Genomic DNA, 14,743 nt, shown 5'->3' on the forward strand with positions numbered 1-14,743 from the left:
TGCGGTCAGATTCGTCACGATTGCCGAATACCTTGGCGCGCAGCGCACCCGACACCGACAGGCTGGGCGTCAGATGGTAACTTGCCGCAGCCTCTACCCCCAGATCTGCACGCAGAGGGCTTTCGGGATCAAAGAGGGCAAATCCGACATATGGCCCCAGCCCCCAGGAAAAGCGCGGGTGCGACAATGAAACAAGATCAGGATCAGCTTCGGCAGGGCCGATCCTTGCGGCGGCCAGGCTCGCATTGATGAAATCGGGCTGATATTCCAGCCGTTCCAGATCGGCGCGCTGCAACGTCACGCGCGATAGGGCGACCCCGTTTTCGACCAGCTCTATATCGAATTGTTCGACCTGTGCCGGCATCGTCAGGCTCAGCAGTCGCGCGATGCGTCCGATGGCCTGCGCGTTGCTGTCGAACCGGTTGTTCTGGACCTGCACCAGCACGGCGGTGTCGGACAGGGCGATCGCCTGCAATACCATGCCTTCGCCCTGCAACCCCGCTGCCAGCGCCTGATTGCGCGCATCCGCCGGGATCGCATCCTGAATGACGGGACCAGCCCAACCGGCGGCACTGCCGTCACGCGGGGCATATGGAATCGGGGCAGGGGACATATCGCCGCCCATCGGGGCCTTGCGCGGGTTCAGCGCGAATTCAGCCGTGGCGCCAAGGGTGTCGCCCTGCAGATATTGCGCGCCAAGGGTGATGCCCGGACGCAGGCGGTAATCGACCCCGACATTGATTGCAGACCCCTCATCGCTGCTGTCACCGGACAATTGCGTCGCATCGGATGAATATTCTGCACTGAATGACAATCTGTCGTCCAACCGCCATGTCAGCCCGGCAAAGACCGCCGCATCCCCCCGAAACCATTGAGTCGTGTTCAATTCGCCACCAAGGCTTTGTTCCCGGACGCGCTGGTTGAACCGGTCATCCAGCCGGCCCAGCGGGTTGTCAAAACCGTTGCGCGTCGCAAGCGTCCCCCAGCCGATTCCCGCAGTGCCAAGTATGTCCGGCGTCAGATGTTTCGACGCGACGACATATTCGCCGCTGTACAAGCCCGTGCCGATGAAATCACGCAGACCGATGGCGACGCCGGGTGTCAGGCGACCCTCGTCCAGCAATTGATACTGGATGTCGAAACTGCGGTCAAAACGCTGTTCTTCGCGATTCCGGAACTCATCGATAATGCTGTATCGAAATGCCCCGGTCAGCCGCGGTATAATCTGAAAGGTCAGCGTATATTTGCGCTCGGTTTCCGTCAGCGCGAAGACGGTCATGAACTCTGCATCATCGAAAGGCACGGCTGCGGGCATATCCACATGGCCCGGCATGCCATAGCTGTTCACGCTTGACATATCCTGCGCCGCCAAAGCCGCGGGATGCAGGCCAGCCGCGCTGGAAAGCAGCATAAGTTTGACGATTTTCAGAGAGGTGTTTTTGATCATCGGTCAGGTCCTATAGCCCGGATTAGCGATGAGCCGGTCAGTTTCGGTGCCCGTGTCTCCTAGCATGGGCGCGCCGCGCATGTCGAAGTGTAATTCCCTCGTGCCTGCGTATTTTGTCTATTTTCCGCCACAACATGCATCGCAACCTGAGCGAGAAGGGTGTTGAACTTCATGGCCAGCGGCGCTACTGCTCAAACTTGAGCAGTCGTGATCGTGATGGGTCACGCTCTGGAAACCCGCAACCTGCCGTCTTTGTGCCAAAGCCCATGTGAAAGTCAGTTGGATATGACCACACAGCGCGAAAAGCTACGTGAAGATGTGCAGTTCCGCATCCTGCGCCTGTTGCAGGATGACCCTGAAATGAGCCAGCGCGACCTTGCCAGGGCCGTCGGCGTTAGCACCGGCGGGGTGCATTATGTAATCAGCGCACTGCTGGAAAAGGGCTTGGTCAAGCTGGGCAATTTCAGTGCGGCGGAAGACAAGCGGCGTTACGCCTATGTCCTGACACCAAAAGGGATTGCGGCGAAGGCCGATCTGACCAAGCGGTTTTTGACCCGGAAAATGGCGGAATACGATCTGCTCCGGGCCGAGATCGAAGCGGTCGCGGCGGATTTGCCGCAAAACGAGCTGGCTAAAATAAAAGCGAAATCAGAAGGTAATTAATGTGAATAACCCTGTGTCTGCCCCCGAAAAGAATGACGGCACCGACAAAAGGCGGGTCCTGATCACCGGCACTGCGGGCTTTATCGGCTTTCATCTGGCCAAATTGCTGCTGGCCGAAGGGTTTGTTGTCCATGGGTTTGACGGCATGACCGATTACTACGACGTGGCGCTGAAACAGCGGCGGCATCAGATGCTGCTGCAGAACCCGCATTTTGCCGCGACAGAGGGGCTGCTGGAAGATCAGGCGCTGTTCGACCGCACCGCCGACGCCTTCGCGCCTGATGTGATCGTCCATCTGGCCGCGCAAGCCGGCGTCCGTTACAGCCTGGAAAATCCGCGCGCCTATCTTGATGCCAACGTCATCGGCACCTTCAATGTGATGGAGGCGGCACGGCGGCTGGAGGTAAAGCATCTGCTGATGGCCTCGACCTCTTCGGTCTATGGTGCCAATACCGAAATGCCTTTCATCGAGACCGAAAAGGCCGACACCCAGCTGACCATCTATGCCGCCACGAAAAAGGCGAATGAAAGCATGGCGCATGCCTATGCGCATATCTACGATCTGCCGACCACGATGTTCCGGTTCTTCACGGTCTACGGACCATGGGGTCGCCCCGATCTCGCGCTTTATAAATTCGTGGATGCGATCCTCGATGGCCGCCCGATCGACATCTATAATCACGGCGACATGTATCGCGACTTTACCTATGTCGATGATCTGGTGCGCGCGATCCGGCTGCTGATTGACGCAGTGCCTGTGCGCCCTACCGACGGCGTTGTGCCTGAGGGGGACAGCCTGTCGCCCGTGGCACCTTACCGTGTGGTCAATATCGGCAATTCCGACAAGGTGCGCCTGCTGGATTTCGTCGACGCGATCGAGGATTGCCTGGGGCAGAAGGCAGAGCGGAACTATATGGGCATGCAGACCGGCGACGTGCCCGCGACTTGGGCCAATGCCGAATTGTTGCAGACACTCACCGGATATCGCCCCCAGACAGATTTCCGCGACGGTATCGCGCGATTTGTGAAATGGTATCGGGATTATGCGGGGAAATGATGCCGGATAACCAGAAAATCGCCGTTATCGGCCTTGGCTATGTCGGTCTTCCGCTCGCGGTAGAGTTTGGCAAGATCCGGCCTGTGATCGGCTTTGACATCAACGCCGCCCGCATCGATGCCCTGCGGAATGGCCATGACAGCACGCTCGAAGTGCCCGCAAATGAGTTGCGCGGGGCGGCGCATCTGTCATTCACCACCGATCCGGGCGATCTGGCCGCGGCGAATATCTATATCGTCACGGTGCCGACCCCGATTGACGCGCATAAACGCCCCGATCTGACACCGCTGATCAAGGCATCCGAAACCCTGGGCAAGGTGCTGAAACGCGGCGATATCGTGATTTACGAATCCACGGTCTATCCGGGGGCCACGGAGGAAGATTGCGTGCCGGTGCTGGAACACGTCTCGGGCCTGAAGTTCAACACGGACTTTTTCGCCGGCTATTCGCCCGAACGGATCAATCCGGGCGACAAGACCCACCGCCTGCCGGATATCCGCAAGGTCACCTCTGGCTCTACGCCTGACATCGCGGACAAGGTGGATCAGCTTTATGCCAGCATCATCACCGCCGGGACCTACAAGGCCGAAAGCATTCGTGTCGCAGAGGCCGCGAAGGTGATCGAGAATACACAGCGCGACCTGAACATCGCGCTGGTCAATGAACTGGCGATCATCTTCAACAAGATGGGCATCGACACCGAGGCGGTGCTGAAGGCCGCCGGGACAAAGTGGAATTTTCTGCCCTTCCGCCCCGGTCTGGTCGGCGGCCATTGCATCGGCGTGGACCCCTATTACCTGACGCACAAGGCCGAAGAGATCGGGTATCACCCTCAGGTGATCCTGGCCGGGCGGCGGATCAATGACGGCATGGGGGCCTATGTGGCCGGACAATTGGTCAAGGCGATGCTGAAACGCCGGATCCACGTCGACGGGTCGAAAGTCTTGGTGCTGGGCATGACCTTCAAGGAAAATTGCCCCGACCTGCGCAACACCCGCGTGGTCGATGTGGTGCGCGAATTGCAGGATTACGGGCTGCAGGTTGATGTCCACGACCCTTGGGCGAATGCGGATGAGGCGCGTCATGAATATGGCCTGACCCTTGTGTCGCAGCCGCAGGATGGGCGTTACGACGGGATCGTTCTGGCCGTCGCGCATGACCAGTTCAGGGCGATGGGGGCAGAGGTGATGCGCGGTTTCGGCAAAGCGGATCACGTGCTTTATGACCTGAAGAATGTTCTTGATCTGCAAGACAGCGATCTGAGGCTGTGATGGCGCAAACGCTCTCTCCTATCGACGGCATTCACCTGTCGCTCCGGCTGGTGCAGCCGGAAGATGCGGCCTATATCCACAGGTTGCGCAGTGACCCGGCCTATAATGGCCATCTGTCACCCGTGACGGGCACGGTCGCGGACCAACGCAACTGGATAGAGGCCTATAAAGCGCGCGAGATGGGGCAGGATGAGGCCGCGCTGGTGTGTCGCGAACTGGTTGGATTGGTGTGACTGATCCGGTGCCAAATAACTCTCGTGGGCTGATCCGGTCCATGGCGGTGATCGGCGGCGCGCAGGCCGTCAATATCATGATTTCCATTCTGCGGATGAAGGTATTGGCCATCCTGCTCGGGCCGTCGGGTGTGGGGCTGCTCAGCATTTATCACAGCCTTCTGGGGGTGGTCACGACCGCCGCCGGGCTGGGCATGGGGTCCAGCGGTGTGCGCCAGATCGCCAGCGCCAAGGGTGAAGAACAGGAACTGAGCCGCGTCCGGCGGGTGCTGCTGGCGGCGCATCTGGTGCAGGGCGCGCTGGCCATGCTGGCGGTGTGGCTGCTGCGCGCGCCGATATCGGCATGGCTGTTCGGGGATCAAAGCTATGCGACCGAGGTCGGCCTGATCGGCGTTGCCATCTTGCTGACCCTGCTTGGCACCGCACAGACGACATTGCTGCAAGGGATGCGACGGATCGGCGATCTGGGGCGCGTCACGGTGCTGAGCGCGCTGGTCGGCACCATCGCGGGCCTGGCGGCGGTCTGGGCCTATGGCGCGCCGGGGCTGATCTGGTTCGTCGTGATTCAGCCGCTGGCGATCATCGTGATCGCCCTGCGCTATACCCGGCGTCTGCCGCAACCCACGGCGATCCGCCCCAGCGCAGCCGCGCTTTGGCAGGTGTGGAAACCGATGGCGAAACTGGGCGCGGCCTTCATGCTGGGCGGGCTTGCCACGGCGGCAACCCTGCTTTTGGTGCGCGGGCTGATCACGCGAGACCTAGGGCTGGAGGCCGCGGGCCATTTCGCCGCCGCTTGGGCGATCTCAATGACCTATATTAGCGTTTTACTGGGGGCCTTAGCCTCCGACTACTATCCTCGCTTAGCCGGCGTTATTAACGACCGCGCCGCCACGAACCGATTGATAAACGACCAAGTTCAGATCGGACTGGCCATTGGAGGACCGGTACTGCTGCTTATGCTAGGACTGGCACCCTGGATTACAACTTTACTTTACACAGTTGATTTCGCACCTGCAGCGGAATTGCTTCAATGGCAAACCGTTGGCAACGTCTTCAAGCTGGCGTGTTGGGCACTAAGTTTTGCGTTCGCAGCAGCTGCACGCAGTAAAATATTTTTATTAACCCAAATTAATTTCAATGTGGTGTTTCTTATCATTCTTCTACCGGGATTAAATAAGTTTGGCCTAATAGTGACTGGCCCAGCTTTCCTGTTCGCTTACGCTGCGCACTTTGCGTTGCTAAACCTCCTTGCAATTAAATTTCTCAAGTTCAAGTGGATGTCGCTTTCTATAAGATTACTCACCATGCATGTATCTCTTTCAATTGTTTTGTTGATTCTAGCGCAATTCGATCAGATCGCTACTTTAATTGTAGCGCCACTGCTTTCTGGGATCACGGCAATATTTGGTATACGTGTTGTATTAATTAAGATCGGTCCGGGTGGGAAAATTTTAACGCGCTTGTCTCGGTTATATTCTTCGGCCGGTTGGCCGATTAGATGAAGTTAAGAATGACTCTTATATTTAGAACTGAACAACCAAAGGGAGTAGAAGCGTGATAAATCGTGGTAGTATTGGTGCATTATCTCGAATAATTTCCGATCTAAAATTGAAACACGACAACCCAGGAGCTACTCCAGTCGTTTATTTCACTGGAATACCAAATGTTGGCGATCTTTTAAATGAATATTTGATTCCAAGATTGAGTGGAAGTTCAATTTTACGAGTTAGTAGCTCAATGACTCCTCACATTCGTGCCGTCGGTAGCGTAATTGGATCGGCGAGCCAATTTAGCTACATATGGGGGAGCGGCTCTATTGATGGACATCGGCCAAAGCGAAGCATTAAAGCAGAAAATATTTATGCATTAAGGGGAAAGCAGACGCGAGATATGCTTAGCTTTCATCTCGGTGTTGACTTAACACATGTTCCGCTAGGTGATCCCGCGGTCCTAATGCCGCATTTTTATAACCCTAGCGGTCTAAAAGTAGGCTGTATTGGCGTTATTCCACACTTTTCTGATGAGGATATTCTCTCCGACTACGTTAACTCTTTAAGCCAAAAGTGCGTGAAAATTATCAGTGTCCGGCAGCAACCTGAAGACTTCATAAACGATCTATGCCAATGTGATTATGTTTTTTCTTCCTCTCTGCATGGTTTAATTTTAGCTGATAGCTATAATGTTCCCAACAGATGGATTTCAGTATCAGATCGCCTTCTTGGTGGTTCTTTCAAATTCATGGACTACTACAGCACTACAGACAGACCTGCAGAAAATTGTATAGAGATTGATGGTCACGCTGCTCTCTTTAGATTAGTTGATAAGCCTTCAAATTTTTGTAAAGTTAAAGCCTATACTGGAGAAAGTTCAGTTTTATTATCCAACTTTCCACCACGCTTTAGAGGTAAATAGTTATTAAAGGATTAGTTTTTGTTAAGAGAGTTTCCAGTAGACATCGCTGGAGAAAAATATCTATCGGGATTTAAATTTCTCGACTCAATTCGGAGATATGATTGCAATGGATAAAAACGGATTATTTCAGGATTTTTATGTCAATGAAAGTTCTAGTGACATAATTAATGTCGGTGGGTGTGGAGTCAGTCGATCTGGAGTTTGCTTCAAACAGTTTACCCCACTAGATGAGAGTTTCCATTCTGGATATGTAGAGTTACGTCGGGAGTTGACATCTCTGATGGTTAAGCAAACCTTACGATACGGAATTGACTGTAAATTTCACAACGATAAGAATATCCTGTTTCATAATACTTGGTCATCTGGCTATTATCATTGGCTCATTGAGGCAGTTCCTCGCTTGCTCAGTCAGAGGCGGACATGGGCAGGGTCTAGAATTCTTATTCCAGAAAAAATTCCAAATAACTGGTTTGAATCTTGGTTGATGAATATCAGCGGTGGTAATTTGATTAAGATGCATCGTGGATTAACTTTCTTAAGTAACGTTAGCTTTGCAAGAAATCCGAAAACTATCCTTGAGTTTAGCAACCCCGACCTACAGGAGACATCTGACTACTTTATGCATTATTTAGGAATCTCTAAAGCATCAGGTAAAAAATCTCTTTTCTATATCAGTCGAAGAAGAGCGGGGCATCGTAGAATATCAAATGAACCTGAACTTATCGCCTCGCTTGAGAGTATCGGATTCATTGCTGTCGAGATGGAAGATCTCGATTTTCCTAGTCAGGTCAAGTTATTTTCAGATGCCGATATTATAGTATCGCCGCATGGCGCAGCGCTATCTAATGCTATTTTTATGAATAAGAATAGTACTATAATTGAGATATTTCCGCAGCCGAACTCTTCTCTTACCTATGGAACTCGTAGGAAAACCTATCTGCTAAACTCATGCTATCGCGCTATTGCGCATTGCTTGCATATCAAGCACATAGCTGTATTGGGGAACTATGACGCTGTTAGTACTCCCACGGAGGTTGTAAAAAAATATGGTACGCTTCACGGTAATATCTATGTGGATCCTAGCGCGGTGATTTCGGCCGTTAGATCACTGTAATACTGGGCTATTGGATCGAAACTTATGACTACAATTTCTATCCTCCTCCCCGACCTGCGCGGCGGCGGTGTCGAGCGTATCCGTCTCGTGCTTGCCCATGAATTCGCCCGCCAAGGCCACAGCGTCACCTTCGTGCTGATGCAGGCCCGTGGCGCATTGCTGGCCGAGGCGCAGGCGGCCTTTCCGGTGGTCGATCTGAATTGCCCGCGTGCACGCAATCTGCCACGCGTTCTGGCGCGCTATCTCAAACAGCACCAACCCGATGCATTGCTTGCCGCCATGTGGCCGCTGACGGTGATCGCCCCGCTGATGCGGCTTTCCGGTTATCGCGGCAATATCGTCGTGTCAGAGCATAATACCTTATCCATTCAATATGGTCGCTGGGGTGGGCTACATCGGGCCGCCCTGCGTGGCAGCATGGCGGTATCCTATCGCCTTGCCCATGCGCGCTTGGGCGTTTCTGCGGGGGTTGCTGATGATATTGCGGCGTTGTCGCGTCTGCCCCGGCGGATGTTCGAGGTGGTTCACAACCCGGTGCCGCCCCGTCCCATGCCCGATGCGGCATTGCTGGGTAATGTAGACAGCCTGTGGGCCGCACCCCACGGCGCGCGCATCGTGACGATTGGCAGCATGAAGGCGCAGAAAAACCACCCACTCCTCCTCCGTGCCTTCGCCCGCATGGGGCGTCCGGACGCGAGGCTGATGTTCGTCGGCACGGGCGCGGGTGAGGCAGAGCTGCGCGCGCTTGCCGATGATCTTGGCGTCGCGTCACAGGTGATCTTTGCCGGTTTCCACCCCGATCCGACACCGTTCTATCAAACCGCCGATCTTTTCGTGCTCTCGTCCGATTACGAAGGCTTCGGCAATGTGATTGTCGAGGCGCTGGCCTGCGGCACCTCTGTCGTGGCGACCGATTGCCCCTCTGGCCCGGCAGAGATCCTTGAGAACGGCACATATGGCCGCCTTGTCCCGGTGCGTGACGCAGATGCGCTTGCCGCGGCGATGCAGGCCGGTCTTGCCGCGCCGCATGATCCCGCTTTGCTGAAACAACGTGCCGCCGATTTCGCCCCTGCGATTGCGGCCAGCCGTTATCTGGAATTGTTATGTCCCTGATCCCCACACTCTATCTTACCCGCAACGGCCTGCTGGAACCACTGGGGCAAAGTCAGGTGATGGCCTATCTGCGCGGTTTGTCGCGGGATTATGCCATTACCCTGATCACCTATGAAAAGCACGATGACTGGGCCGATACCGCAGCCGTGGCGCGCGCGCGCGCAGCATGTGCCGCGCATGGCATCCGCTGGTTGCCGCAACGCTTTCGCCCGCGTCCAAGGATCATCGCACCGGCCTTTAGCATGATCCGGATGGTCTGGCTGGTCCGGCGCGAGGTGCGGCGCAACGGAATCCGGTTGATCCACGCCCGATCCTATATCCCGGCCGCCGTCGCAGGCGTCGTCAGCCGGATGACCGGGGTGCCGTTCATCTTTGACATGCGCGCCCTCTGGCCGGAAGAGCTGATCACCGCGCAAAGATTGCGGCGCGGGTCGTGGATGCATCGCGCCATCGTGCGGGCAGAGCGGGCCTGTCTGACCAGATCCTCGGGTGTCGTGTCCCTGACCCATGCCGCTGTGACATATCTGCGCTCGGTGTATCCCGGCGAATTGCAACGCCAGCGCCTTGTCGTCATTCCCACCTGCGCTGATCTGGACCGCTTTACGCCCGCGTCGGACAAACCCGCTGGCCCGGTTGTGCATGGCTGTATCGGCACCGTCCTGTCAGGGTGGTTCCGCACGGATTGGCTGGCCGCTTGGCTGCGTGTCGCGGCGGCGCGCGACCCTGATGCAAGGTTCGAGATTGTGACGCGGGACGATGCGGCACGGGTGCGCGCCGTGCTTGACCCGGATAGCGAATTGACGTCACGGCTCCATATCGGGCCGCGCCGGTCCGAGGACATGCCGGATGCGGTGCGGGGTCATGACCTTTCGGTGATGTTTTATGCGGGCGGCGAAATATCCGAGCTTGGGCGTTCCCCAACCCGCATGGCCGAGGTTCTGGGCTGCGGGCTACCTGTCGTGGCGAATGAAGGGGTCGGCGATGTCGCCGATATCATCCGCAAACACAACGTGGGCGTAATTGTCGCGGGATCAGACGCGGCGCACATCGAACAGGCGTGCGACGCATTGCAAGCGCTGATGCAAGACCCCGAGCTGCCCGCGCGTTGCCGGGCCACGGCACACAATGTCTTTTCTCTTCAGACAGGCACACAATCCTACCGCGCCCTCTATGCGGCGATCCTGAACAAGGAAGACGCCTGATGTGCGGCTTGACTGGCCTTCTGCGCGCTGGCTCGGGTCCTGACATCACCGGTCAGGTCGCCCGTATGACCGCGCGTCTGGCCCATCGCGGCCCCGATGATGGCGGTGTCTGGGCCGACAGCGGGGTCGGGCTGGGCCACCGGCGGCTGGCGATCCTCGATCTGAGCGCGACGGGGGCGCAGCCCATGCATTCGGCCTGCGGGCGCTATGTGCTGGCCTATAATGGCGAGGTTTACAACCATCTCGACCTGCGCGCCGCGCTAGCGGCGGAAGGGGCCGCGCCGAAATGGCGTGGGCAGTCCGACACCGAAACCCTGCTTGCCGCGATTGCGCATTGGGGGCTGGATGATGCGCTGCGGCTTGCGCACGGGATGTTCGCGCTGGCGCTCTGGGACCGGGCGGATCATCGACTCAGCCTTGCGCGGGACAGGATCGGTGAAAAACCGCTTTACTGGGGGTGGGCCGGGGCCGATCTGGTATTCGCATCTGAATTAAAGGCCTTGCGCGCGCATCCGGATTGCCCGCGAGAGGTTTGCCGCGACGGATTGGCGCAATATCTGCGGTTTCTCTATGTGCCCGCGCCCCGCAGCATTCACCCCGGGATTTATAAGCTGGAACCCGGCACCATCCTCAGCGTCGATGGCGCGCCGCCTGCCTTGCCGCCGAAGGCACCGATCAGGCCTGGCGCACGCCATGAGAGTATCAGCATCCGTCGCTACTGGGATCTGAACGCAGAGATTGAGGCGGGCGCGCGCAACCCGATCAAGGATGAAGGCGAAGCGGTCAGAATGCTGGGGCATGTTCTGGGCAAGGCCGTGAAAAAGCAAACCATCTCCGATGTGCCTCTTGGTGCGTTCCTGTCCGGGGGGGTGGATAGTTCGGCAATCGTTGCATTGATGCAGGCAGAAAGTGCGCAACGCGTGCGAACCTTCACCATTGGTTTCGACGAAGCCGCATTTGACGAATCTCCCCATGCCGCTGCAGTGGCACGGCATCTGGGAACCGATCACACAAGATTGCGTGTGACCGATGCAGATGCAAGAGAGGTGATCCCCGATTTGCCGGAGCTATATGACGAACCGTTCGCGGATTCATCGCAGATCCCTATGCATCTGGTCTGTCGCGCGGCTCGCCAGCATGTGACCGTAGCGCTGTCAGGTGATGGCGGGGATGAACTGTTCGGCGGCTACAACCGCTATATCCGTGGTCCAGGTCTGTGGCGGCGGATTTCGGCCCTGCCAGCGCCGCTAAGGCGGCTTGCGGGACAAGCGGCACAGGCGTTCCCGGAACGGGTCTGGAACAGCGTCGGCGCAGCCTATAACCGTTTCCGCCCCGGCGATGCCGGTATCGCTGATCTGGGTCTGAAAGCCCATAGGATGGGAGAGCGCCTGCGCCTGACCGACAATATTGATGATCTCTATCGCAACATGGCCAGCACATGGGTCGAGCCGGAAAAGGTGATTGTCGGGGATTCGCGCGAGGCCGGGTCGCTGCTTGACGATCCGCTACCGGCCTTCGGTGCTGACGATCCAGCAATGCGGATGATGGTGCAGGACATGCGCAGCTACCTGCCCGACGACATCCTGTGCAAGGTCGACCGCGCTGCTATGGGGATCAGCCTCGAAACGCGCACGCCATTCCTGGATCCGGAGGTGATCGCACTCGCTGCCCGTCTGCCGATGGACATGAAAATTCGCAACGGACAGGGGAAATGGGCCTTGCGACAGGTGCTTTATCAGCATGTCCCACGCGAGATCATTGACCGCCCCAAGGCGGGCTTTGCAATCCCGATCGGCCTGTGGCTGCGAGGCCCATTGCGCGATTGGGCCGAAGACCTGCTGTCGCCTACGCGTCTGGCCGAAGACGGTCTGTTCAATGTGCAAATGATCCGGCAGACATGGTCCGAACACCTCTCAGGTCGGCGGGATTGGTCCGCGCGGCTCTGGGCTATCTTGATGTTTCAGGCCTGGAAGGCAGCACAGGTGAACGCATGAATATCCTGCTTTTGTCGCGGTATTCACGTCTTGGTGCGTCCAGCCGGTTGCGCAGCATGCAGTATCTGCCCGTGTTGGCGCGCGAAGGCCTCAATGTTCAGGTCGCGCCATTCTTCGACGACGCCTATCTCCGGGCGCTGTATTCCGGGCAGGGTGCGCGCGGCAGCACGCTGGCATATATGCGGCAACGCCTTCGGCAAATGCGTCAGGGACCAAGGCCGGATGTAATTTGGCTTGAATATGAAGCTTTGCCATGGATTCCCTGGCTGATCGAAGGTGCCGTTCTGCCGCGCGGGGTGCCCATCGTCAGTGACTATGATGATGCGGTCTTTCATCGCTATGACACACACCGGCACGGCGTGGTGCGTGCGCTCTTGGGTCGCAAGATCGGGCGGGTCATGGCCGCCTCGGCTGTCGTGGTGGCGGGCAATGAATATCTGGCCGATCATGCCCGCCGCGCCGGTGCCAACCGCGTCGAGACGGTACCGACCGTTGTCGATCTGGATGCCTATGACGTTGACGCGACGCAAAAATCCGGCGACACAGCCCGTATCGGTTGGATCGGGACACCGCAGACATGGAAAGAACTCGCCCATTCCATCCATGGCATCTTGGACCCGTTGCTGGCACAGAAGCGGGCGATGTTCCGCGCGGTCGGAGCGGGCATGCAGGCTGAAACCTCCGGCACGCTTGAAATTCTGCCCTGGACGGAAGCCACCGAAGTCGCGTTGATCCAGAGCATGGATATCGGTGTGATGCCGCTACCCGACACGCCCTGGACAAAGGGCAAATGCGGCTACAAGCTGATCCAGTATATGGCCTGCGGTCTGCCGGTTGTCGCGTCGCCGGTCGGGGTCAATCGCGATATTGTAGAGCATGGCGTGAACGGCTTTCTGGCGGAAACCGATGAAGACTGGCGCACCGCTATCGCCACATTGCTGAATGACGCCGACCTGCGCCAGCGGATGGGGGCGGCGGGCCGCCGCAAGGTCGAGGACCATTATTCCCTGCAGGTCTGGGGGCCGCGCGTGGCGCAGATGTTGCGCAGCGTCGCCGAAAGGCAGGGCGTTCTCTGATGCTCTACCTCGGCCTTGCCAATATGCTGTTCCTGCTGCGTCTGTCATTGGCGCAGGCCAAGCGGCTGAGCCGTCAGCTCTATTACGCTGTTCTGCTGGGCCTGTTTGCATTCTCGGCCTTCCGGTTTCAGGTGGGATGCGACTGGTCGGGCTATTATTTCCAGTATCTTGCTGCCGCCGGTAGGGATTGGGCGACGATTGCGGCCGGGCGCGAACCGATCTGGTGGGCGATCCTGTCGGGTATTCACGCCACCGGGCTGCCGTATCCGGTCGCCAATATCGTCTCCAGCGCAGTGTTTTTCATCGGGGTTCACGTTCTGGCGCGACGGCAGCCCGATCCGCTGGGCTTTCTGGTGCTGCTGTTTCCGGTTCTGATCATCAACATGCCGATGTCAGGCATCCGGCAGGGTGCCGCCATCGGCTTGCTTTGCATCGCATTCACGGCCTTTACTGACCGTCGGCCGGTCTGGTTTACGTTTTGGGTGGTGCTGGCTGCCGGTTTCCATTCCAGTGTGCTGGTTTTCCTGCTGCTGGTGCCGGTCGCTACCGGACGCTATAACAAGACGCGTCTGGCCACCGCGGCGCTGCTGGCCGTTCCCGGTGCCATCCTGCTGATGGGGGGGGATAGCGCAGAAGTGGCGAGCAGCCGCTATATCGGGACAGGCGTCGAAGCTTTCGGCGCAGCGTTCCGAGTCGGGTTTCTGGGCCTTTCGGCCATGTATTTCTTCCTGTTCATCCGGAAAAAATGGATGCGTCATTTTCCGCAGGATTACAGCCTTGCAAGCGTGGGTGCGATTGGCATGGCGCTCGCCTTTCTTGTGGTTCCGGTGTCGAGCGTCATCGGCGACAGGCTGGGGTATTACCTGATCCCCATTCAGGCGATGATCTTCGCCCGCCTGCCGTTTTTGTCATTCCGGTCCAGTCAATCGCTCCACTCAGCGCTGCCTTATCTGGCGGTGCTGCTTATTTTCGCGGTATGGACACAGACGTCAGGGCATTTTCGCCAATGCTACATGCCATATGATAGCTGGCTGTTCGGCCTGCCAGGCGGAGATATGCTGAGATGAGCTGCGGTCAGGATGTGAAGGTTGCACCTTCGCCCGTTGCGATCTGATCCTTGAACAACATTTAACCTGGGCGGTGCGCGCTCTCATGCGTTCC

13 protein-coding genes are annotated in these 14,743 nt (G+C 57.5%); 12 read left to right on the forward strand and 1 reads right to left on the reverse strand.

Annotated features, from left to right (window positions below; all coding sequences use genetic code 11):
• Positions 1-1,447 (reverse strand): YjbH domain-containing protein (locus tag ACK4TM_RS03585; RefSeq protein WP_409696841.1); only part of this gene is annotated, 1,447 nt, incomplete at its 3' end.
• 285 nt (positions 1,448-1,732) lie between these two features.
• On the opposite strand from ACK4TM_RS03585, the gene ACK4TM_RS03590 reads away from it, so the two are divergent.
• The 12 genes from ACK4TM_RS03590 (at position 1,733) to ACK4TM_RS03645 (ending at position 14,649) form a co-directional block, all read left to right on the forward strand.
• Complete coding sequence (locus tag ACK4TM_RS03590) at positions 1,733-2,110, forward strand: MarR family EPS-associated transcriptional regulator (RefSeq protein ID WP_409696845.1); 378 nt, start codon at positions 1,733-1,735, stop codon at positions 2,108-2,110.
• A 1-nt stretch (position 2,111) separates the two neighbouring features.
• Positions 2,112-3,167 (forward strand): NAD-dependent epimerase/dehydratase family protein, encoded by a 1,056-nt coding sequence (locus ACK4TM_RS03595; protein ID WP_409696848.1) that lies wholly within the window; start codon positions 2,112-2,114, stop codon positions 3,165-3,167.
• The gene (gene tviB, locus ACK4TM_RS03600) at positions 3,167-4,438 is read left to right on the forward strand and encodes a Vi polysaccharide biosynthesis UDP-N-acetylglucosamine C-6 dehydrogenase TviB (RefSeq protein WP_409696851.1); all 1,272 of its coding nucleotides are present in this window, start codon (positions 3,167-3,169) and stop codon (positions 4,436-4,438) included. Before ACK4TM_RS03595 ends, tviB begins: the two co-directional genes overlap by 1 nt.
• A complete protein-coding gene (locus ACK4TM_RS03605) occupies positions 4,438-4,671 on the forward strand; it encodes a GNAT family N-acetyltransferase (RefSeq protein WP_409696854.1) in 234 nt (77 codons plus the stop codon). The genes tviB and ACK4TM_RS03605 overlap by 1 nt, the downstream gene beginning before the upstream one ends.
• Positions 4,672-4,712: 41 nt before the next feature.
• Complete coding sequence (locus ACK4TM_RS03610; protein ID WP_409696857.1) at positions 4,713-6,173, forward strand: oligosaccharide flippase family protein; 1,461 nt, start codon at positions 4,713-4,715, stop codon at positions 6,171-6,173.
• Between the two features lie 52 nt (positions 6,174-6,225).
• Positions 6,226-7,083 carry a polysaccharide pyruvyl transferase family protein gene (locus ACK4TM_RS03615; RefSeq protein WP_409696860.1) on the forward strand — a complete coding sequence of 286 codons (858 nt, stop codon included), beginning with the start codon at positions 6,226-6,228 and terminating at the stop codon, positions 7,081-7,083.
• 106 nt (positions 7,084-7,189) lie between these two features.
• Positions 7,190-8,197, forward strand: coding sequence for a glycosyltransferase family 61 protein (locus ACK4TM_RS03620; protein ID WP_409696863.1), 1,008 nt, complete (start codon positions 7,190-7,192; stop codon positions 8,195-8,197).
• Positions 8,198-8,221: 24 nt separating this feature from the next.
• Entirely contained in the window at positions 8,222-9,310 is a 1,089-nt protein-coding gene (locus tag ACK4TM_RS03625; RefSeq protein WP_409696866.1) for a glycosyltransferase, read from the forward strand.
• The gene (locus ACK4TM_RS03630) at positions 9,301-10,512 is read left to right on the forward strand and encodes a glycosyltransferase (RefSeq protein ID WP_409696869.1); all 1,212 of its coding nucleotides are present in this window, start codon (positions 9,301-9,303) and stop codon (positions 10,510-10,512) included. The genes ACK4TM_RS03625 and ACK4TM_RS03630 overlap by 10 nt, the downstream gene beginning before the upstream one ends.
• A complete protein-coding gene (gene asnB / locus ACK4TM_RS03635; RefSeq protein WP_409696872.1) occupies positions 10,512-12,506 on the forward strand; it encodes an asparagine synthase (glutamine-hydrolyzing) in 1,995 nt (664 codons plus the stop codon). The genes ACK4TM_RS03630 and asnB overlap by 1 nt, the downstream gene beginning before the upstream one ends.
• On the forward strand, positions 12,503-13,582 hold the full coding sequence (locus ACK4TM_RS03640; RefSeq protein ID WP_409696875.1) for a glycosyltransferase family 4 protein: 1,080 nt from the start codon (positions 12,503-12,505) through the stop codon (positions 13,580-13,582). Before asnB ends, ACK4TM_RS03640 begins: the two co-directional genes overlap by 4 nt.
• Positions 13,582-14,649: an EpsG family protein gene (locus ACK4TM_RS03645; protein WP_409696879.1), complete on the forward strand. Its 1,068-nt coding sequence runs from the start codon at positions 13,582-13,584 to the stop codon at positions 14,647-14,649. Before ACK4TM_RS03640 ends, ACK4TM_RS03645 begins: the two co-directional genes overlap by 1 nt.
• The last annotated feature ends 94 nt before the right edge of the window (positions 14,650-14,743 follow it).

Origin of the sequence: Yoonia sp., from assembly GCF_046292185.1 — a bacterium.
Taxonomy (GTDB): domain Bacteria; phylum Pseudomonadota; class Alphaproteobacteria; order Rhodobacterales; family Rhodobacteraceae; genus Yoonia.